This window comes from Devosia elaeis (assembly GCF_001650025.1).
Taxonomy (GTDB): domain Bacteria; phylum Pseudomonadota; class Alphaproteobacteria; order Rhizobiales; family Devosiaceae; genus Devosia; species Devosia elaeis.
Map to the genome: position 1 here is coordinate 1 of NZ_LVVY01000131.1, position 4,684 is coordinate 4,684.

Annotated in this window: 5 protein-coding genes; 4 read left to right on the forward strand and 1 reads right to left on the reverse strand. The window is 57.3% G+C overall.

Annotation, left to right across the window (positions count from 1 at the left end; all coding sequences use genetic code 11):
* The first annotated feature begins 135 nt into the window (after positions 1–135).
* Positions 136–348 carry a hypothetical protein gene (locus A3840_RS17705; protein WP_067460130.1) on the forward strand — a complete coding sequence of 71 codons (213 nt, stop codon included), beginning with the start codon at positions 136–138 and terminating at the stop codon, positions 346–348.
* Between the two features lie 59 nt (positions 349–407).
* Here A3840_RS17705 and A3840_RS17710 read toward each other — a convergent pair whose 3' ends face one another.
* Positions 408–1,364, reverse strand: a complete 957-nt coding sequence (locus tag A3840_RS17710; protein WP_067460133.1) for a DUF2971 domain-containing protein — start codon at positions 1,362–1,364, stop codon at positions 408–410.
* 406 nt (positions 1,365–1,770) lie between these two features.
* On the opposite strand from A3840_RS17710, the gene A3840_RS17715 reads away from it, so the two are divergent.
* From A3840_RS17715 to A3840_RS17725, 3 genes are all read left to right on the forward strand, one after another.
* Positions 1,771–2,406, forward strand: coding sequence for a metallophosphoesterase family protein (locus tag A3840_RS17715; protein WP_131798369.1), 636 nt, complete (start codon positions 1,771–1,773; stop codon positions 2,404–2,406).
* Positions 2,407–2,871: 465 nt separating this feature from the next.
* Positions 2,872–3,666 carry a hypothetical protein gene (locus A3840_RS17720; protein WP_131798370.1) on the forward strand — a complete coding sequence of 265 codons (795 nt, stop codon included), beginning with the start codon at positions 2,872–2,874 and terminating at the stop codon, positions 3,664–3,666.
* A 175-nt stretch (positions 3,667–3,841) separates the two neighbouring features.
* A complete protein-coding gene (locus A3840_RS17725) occupies positions 3,842–4,645 on the forward strand; it encodes a hypothetical protein (RefSeq protein WP_131798371.1) in 804 nt (267 codons plus the stop codon).
* Positions 4,646–4,684: the final 39 nt, after the last annotated feature.

Below are 4,684 nucleotides of genomic sequence, written 5' to 3' on the forward strand. Positions count from 1 at the left end.
GATTGACGCTGAGGCTCACCCTGTTTGACGCGCAGCAGCATAACCTGCATTGGCGTTTCGAAGGACCGTATGAGCACTACAGCCAGTTCTTGCAGTTGTGATCGTAGCAGCGTTTATGGATTCGAGGAGACTTATATGTGGGGGCTGGTGAAGTTCGTCGAGCGCGGACAAAGGGAGGACGATAGGAAACTGTCGGACAATATGGTCGCTGCTTCGACGCAGGAGGCGGTGCCTTACTACACGCGCTGGATACGCGAGGATGTTGTGGGCATCTTCTACATGATGAACGTGATTGTCATCCTGCTCGTCCTCATCGCCATCCCTCTTTGGATGATCGCATTGCGTTAGACACTCGGAAGTCTTGGGCGCTGGATATCCAGCCTTAGCTCCTGTCGTCGCCGACGCATTCACTGTCGCAATGGGATGTCTGAAATGACGATGCGACCGTACGGGTCTGCAACGCCCTTTTTCTCGAGTATTGTGGCGAATGCCTCTCGTTGAACCCAAGGGTGCTGGGTGGGGCCGATGATCACCCTTTCGATGAACGATGGGATGTCCAGTCCCGTTAGCTCCGCCTCCGGTACATTCTGCAGCTTCAGTTTGACGACGGGCTGGGCTACGCCCCTGATCACCTCGATCTCATTGCGAATGAGCGGCGACTTGTCCTGAGAAGGAGTGTGGATGATGCGCCACTCCTTCTCCTCCGAGAACCCCTTGTGCTTGGTGCAAATGAGCATCTGCCGCATCATGAACAGCATCCAGCTCCACACCATCTGACCGCCTTGTGCCTGCAGATATGCGAACTCGTTCTTGACGTTCGCGACGATGTTGGCGAACGCCACTTGGAAGGATTGCGGTGTGTGATAGTCGACGGGGTTGGAGTATGCCTGCAGCACACCGGTCGTCTCGCGCATGAAGACGTCTGGGCGGAGGACCAGTGCCACGTTGCCGTAGGCCCGCCACATCGATAGTCGACCGTATACGTGCTCCTCCTTCAGGTGGTCGTGTTCGGAGATGCACGTCAGGAATGTCCCGGATCTGATGTTCGCGATCTCCTGATCGAACATGTTTTCGATCGTCTTGACCGAGCCTTCGAACATGCTGTCCAGCAGGTTCTTCAGCTTGAGGCCGGCGGGGCTGTTCCATGCTGCATGAAGGTTGCTAAACCCGAATTCGATCTCGGAGAAATCGTTCATCACGCTGGATTTTCGGAGCCACACCTCGCCCTTATCGAGCATCTTTATGGCCGACTCGGCGCTGGTGTAGTGCGCGAACCGTTGACCATTGTCCTTGGCAAATATCCGCTTGTCCCGGAAGTAAGGAATGAATATTCCGGCCAGCCTTACAGTGTCGTCATCGATCATTACTGATCGCTACGCCCAAACAAGGGGAACAATCAATGGTCGCTTGCTGTAATCCCCAAGACGCTGACGCGGGATGATTGATTGCTCGCACCCAACCGCCGCTTCCCCTCGGCGATCATGTTCGAAATCGTCCGGGGTCCCAGCCAGCCCCATCGCTCGCAAGCCGCCAGATAGCCATGAGACGCCGCGATAGTGGCCACCTTTTCCGGCGTCGGGGTGGTGTGGACGGCGAGGGTCCAATCTATACCGCGAGGTTTCGTGGAGCGAATGACGGGCGGGCGCTTTCTCATGGAGTGTTCCGGCGCCGGCTGCCCGACCGCATCCCCGGTCACGATGTGATGGTCATCGCGGGCGACATCGACAAAGACGCATGCGAAACGGAGCAAACCTTGCTGATGCCGGCGCGATGGTCGCCGTCGAAGGCGCCGATCGTTTTTGTGCCCGGCAATCAAGACGTCTACGACGTCGCGCTCGATGTCTGGGATCGCGGAAACGAAGATCTCCTTGGCCGCGCATCCACGTGCTGTCGTCGGGCCAGAGCATCGTCATTGGCGGCGTCCGCTTCGTCGGCGCGACTCTTTGGACGGACTTTGGGCTGGCTGATGATCTATATGCATCGGAGAGCTGGGCCGCGCAGCACATGCCGGAATATGCGAGCGTGTGGAAGTGGGACGGCTCCGACACGATCTGGCCGGCCGACACCAGCGCCGCCCACCAGCGCCACCGCGCAGCCATCGAGGCCGTGCTGTTGCAGCCGCACGACGGCCCGACAGTCGTCGTGACGCACCACGCGCCGTCGCGCAGATCCCTTGCTGGCATCGTCGATATCCCAGACGCCGCTTTCGCCTCGGATCTGGAGCCGATGATCATGCGACACCAGCCGAGTCTCTGGGTGCATGGGCACGTGCACCAGCACTGCGACTACCGCCTTGGAAACACACGGATAATCGCGAACCCAAGGGGCTATCAAGGCGACGACTGGGGGGAGAATAGCGGGTTCGTGGAGGATTTGGTCGTCGAAGTAGGGGAGATAGCACGTTGAATTTGATAGATAATTCAGGATGCTGGCGATTTGCAGATCAGATTGAACCGCCGACAGGTCGTTGGCAGGTTGCCAGTCGCCTCAGATGCCCGGAACTAATTGCGACGTCTGCACTGCAGTGTCGACCTGCAGCGGCAATAGGCCTCCGCCAAGGTCTAATCGGCCGACGCGACGCCAATGTCGCCGTTCTGACAACCGGCAAAAATGTGATCGTTCACTGAATTGGGCATTCTAGTGACCGTACGACGGCAAAGAGGATGCCAGGCTATTAACACCCTCCGACGCAGTTTTGGTGGCTCCTACGTCGATCCTAGGCGGCGTTTCTCTTCGTTCAAATGTCCACAGAGTCAATTTGCATTGCTGCAGCTCGGATATTCGTTCTTCTGCTTAAGTTTCTGAATTTACTTGTTCTTTTTTGATTTGATTCGGAAGATGCATGCCCATACTTCGATTCGTGAGGATGAGATGAGCAAGAAAAGGCGCAAGGGCAGCTCGGGGGGCGGCTTCGTACAGGTGTTCAATTACATTATGGAAAGCGCGGCCTGGAAGGATTTGTCGGTCGGAGCCCGTGCGACCTACGTGGAGCTCAAAAAGCTCTACAATGGCTCCAACAATGGGCGTCTGGGTTTCGGCTCCCGGGGCGCCGCCAACGTTCTTGGCAAGTCCAAATCCATGGCCAATCGGTACCTCAAGGAGCTTGAGGACCATGGCTTTATCGTGCGCCAGCGGGAAAGTTCTTACTATCAGACCCGGATGACGGTCGAATGGTGTTTGACCGAGGCGCGGAACGACGTAACCGGCGAAGCACCCACTCGCCTTTTTCGCAATTGGCCGAACATCGAAAATCAAACGCCAGTCCCACCTGTGGCTCGACCAGTCCCACCAGTGGGACAGAAAAAGGAAATTCCAGCGAGTTCGGCCTCTCATAGTCCCACTAGCGGGACTAAAACGGCAAATGATGACAGGGAACAGTCCCACCTGTGGGACACATCTACATCTAAGCCAGAGGGGGGTGCGGTTCTGGGATGGTCAGTGCCGGCGTTGACTCGTCAAGTTCGCCGGATCTGTGAGACCGCCGCGATCGCACCCGATGACTCCCGCTCCGCTTCAGCGAAGGCCGTCGCCGTGGCCCAGAGCATTTATCATGACCTGACTGAGGACCCGCTATTGCAATGCGTTGGTCGGGTGTTCCCAGGCTCGAGGTTCGTTTTGACGAAGGCCGAGATCGAGGACCGGTTGAGCAAGCTGCAGGCAGCCTGATCTCAACACTGCTTTGCCGCAATTCAGGGCAGGCTGGTTTAGAGGTGGATGCCTGTCGAGGGTCGTTCAATGGGCCTGCTGTACATTGACAGCACAATGATAGAGTGGGCTCCCGCATCGAAGCCTATCGTAGCATTGTCTGTACGCTGATGATGAGACTGGAGAGGAATTGGTAGTGCGTAATCCGTTGTCGCAACGAGATGTTGCCCAGGCAAGCGTCGAGGAGGCCATCAATTGGTGGGACCGCAATCCCTCAACGATTAGAAGGCCCGATGGCAGTGCGCTGCACAAACTAATGGAGGCTTGGGTCGCGGGTGTTGTTGTCTCTCCCAACTCAGCCAGTACGGCAGCTGGCCGCGAGTTCATGGCCTCCATGATCATGGGTAGGCCGCAGGTTTTTCTGGTCCAGCATGATTGGACGGCGGCCCTACGCCATGACATTGATCTTGGGACGGTCGAGCCACGTTTGCCTTTCGAACTGGTGGCATATGAGTTCGATATTTCAGGGCACCGCGTCATCCATATCGAGCATCAGGAGAGGGGTTCGATGGTGGCGGTACATGCAGGTCAGCACTGGTGCGCTTTTCCCCTCTGGACAGCGTATACGCCGCCCAAGACCCGCGAGGTTGGCCTCAACTCAATATTCCAGATCACGACCGAGATGGTCAGAGCCATCACCATTCTCTTGGAGTCGGATGTGCTATTGGCCCAGCATATCGAGGCTGCTCCTGCGCTGAACCGGTCTCGGGCCCGATCAAAGAAGCCACCGATCTTTGACCACCACGTTTTGAACATCGCGATATCCAGACCGACATCGGCACTTGATGCAGAGCCGGGGATGGCAGGGGGCAAGCCGGGGGTTAGGCTGCACTTCCGACGTGGGCACTATCGACGCGTAGAAGGTGGTTCTACGTGGATACGGTGGACACTTGTCGGGGATCCGGATTTGGGCTTCGTAGAGAAGACCTATCGCCTGTAGGTGGAGTGGACCCCATTTCGCCGGACAGCTGGCGGTTGG

Excerpts from the sequence above, each read along its gene's own strand:
- A3840_RS17705 (WP_067460130.1), top strand. The coding sequence starts at position 136 with ATGTGGGGGCTGGTGAAGTTCGTCGAGCGCGGACAAAGGGAGGACGAT.
- A3840_RS17710 (WP_067460133.1), bottom strand. The coding sequence starts at position 1,364 with ATGATCGATGACGACACTGTAAGGCTGGCCGGAATATTCATTCCTTAC.
- A3840_RS17715 (WP_131798369.1), top strand. The coding sequence starts at position 1,771 with ATGGTCGCCGTCGAAGGCGCCGATCGTTTTTGTGCCCGGCAATCAAGA.
- A3840_RS17720 (WP_131798370.1), top strand. The coding sequence starts at position 2,872 with ATGAGCAAGAAAAGGCGCAAGGGCAGCTCGGGGGGCGGCTTCGTACAG.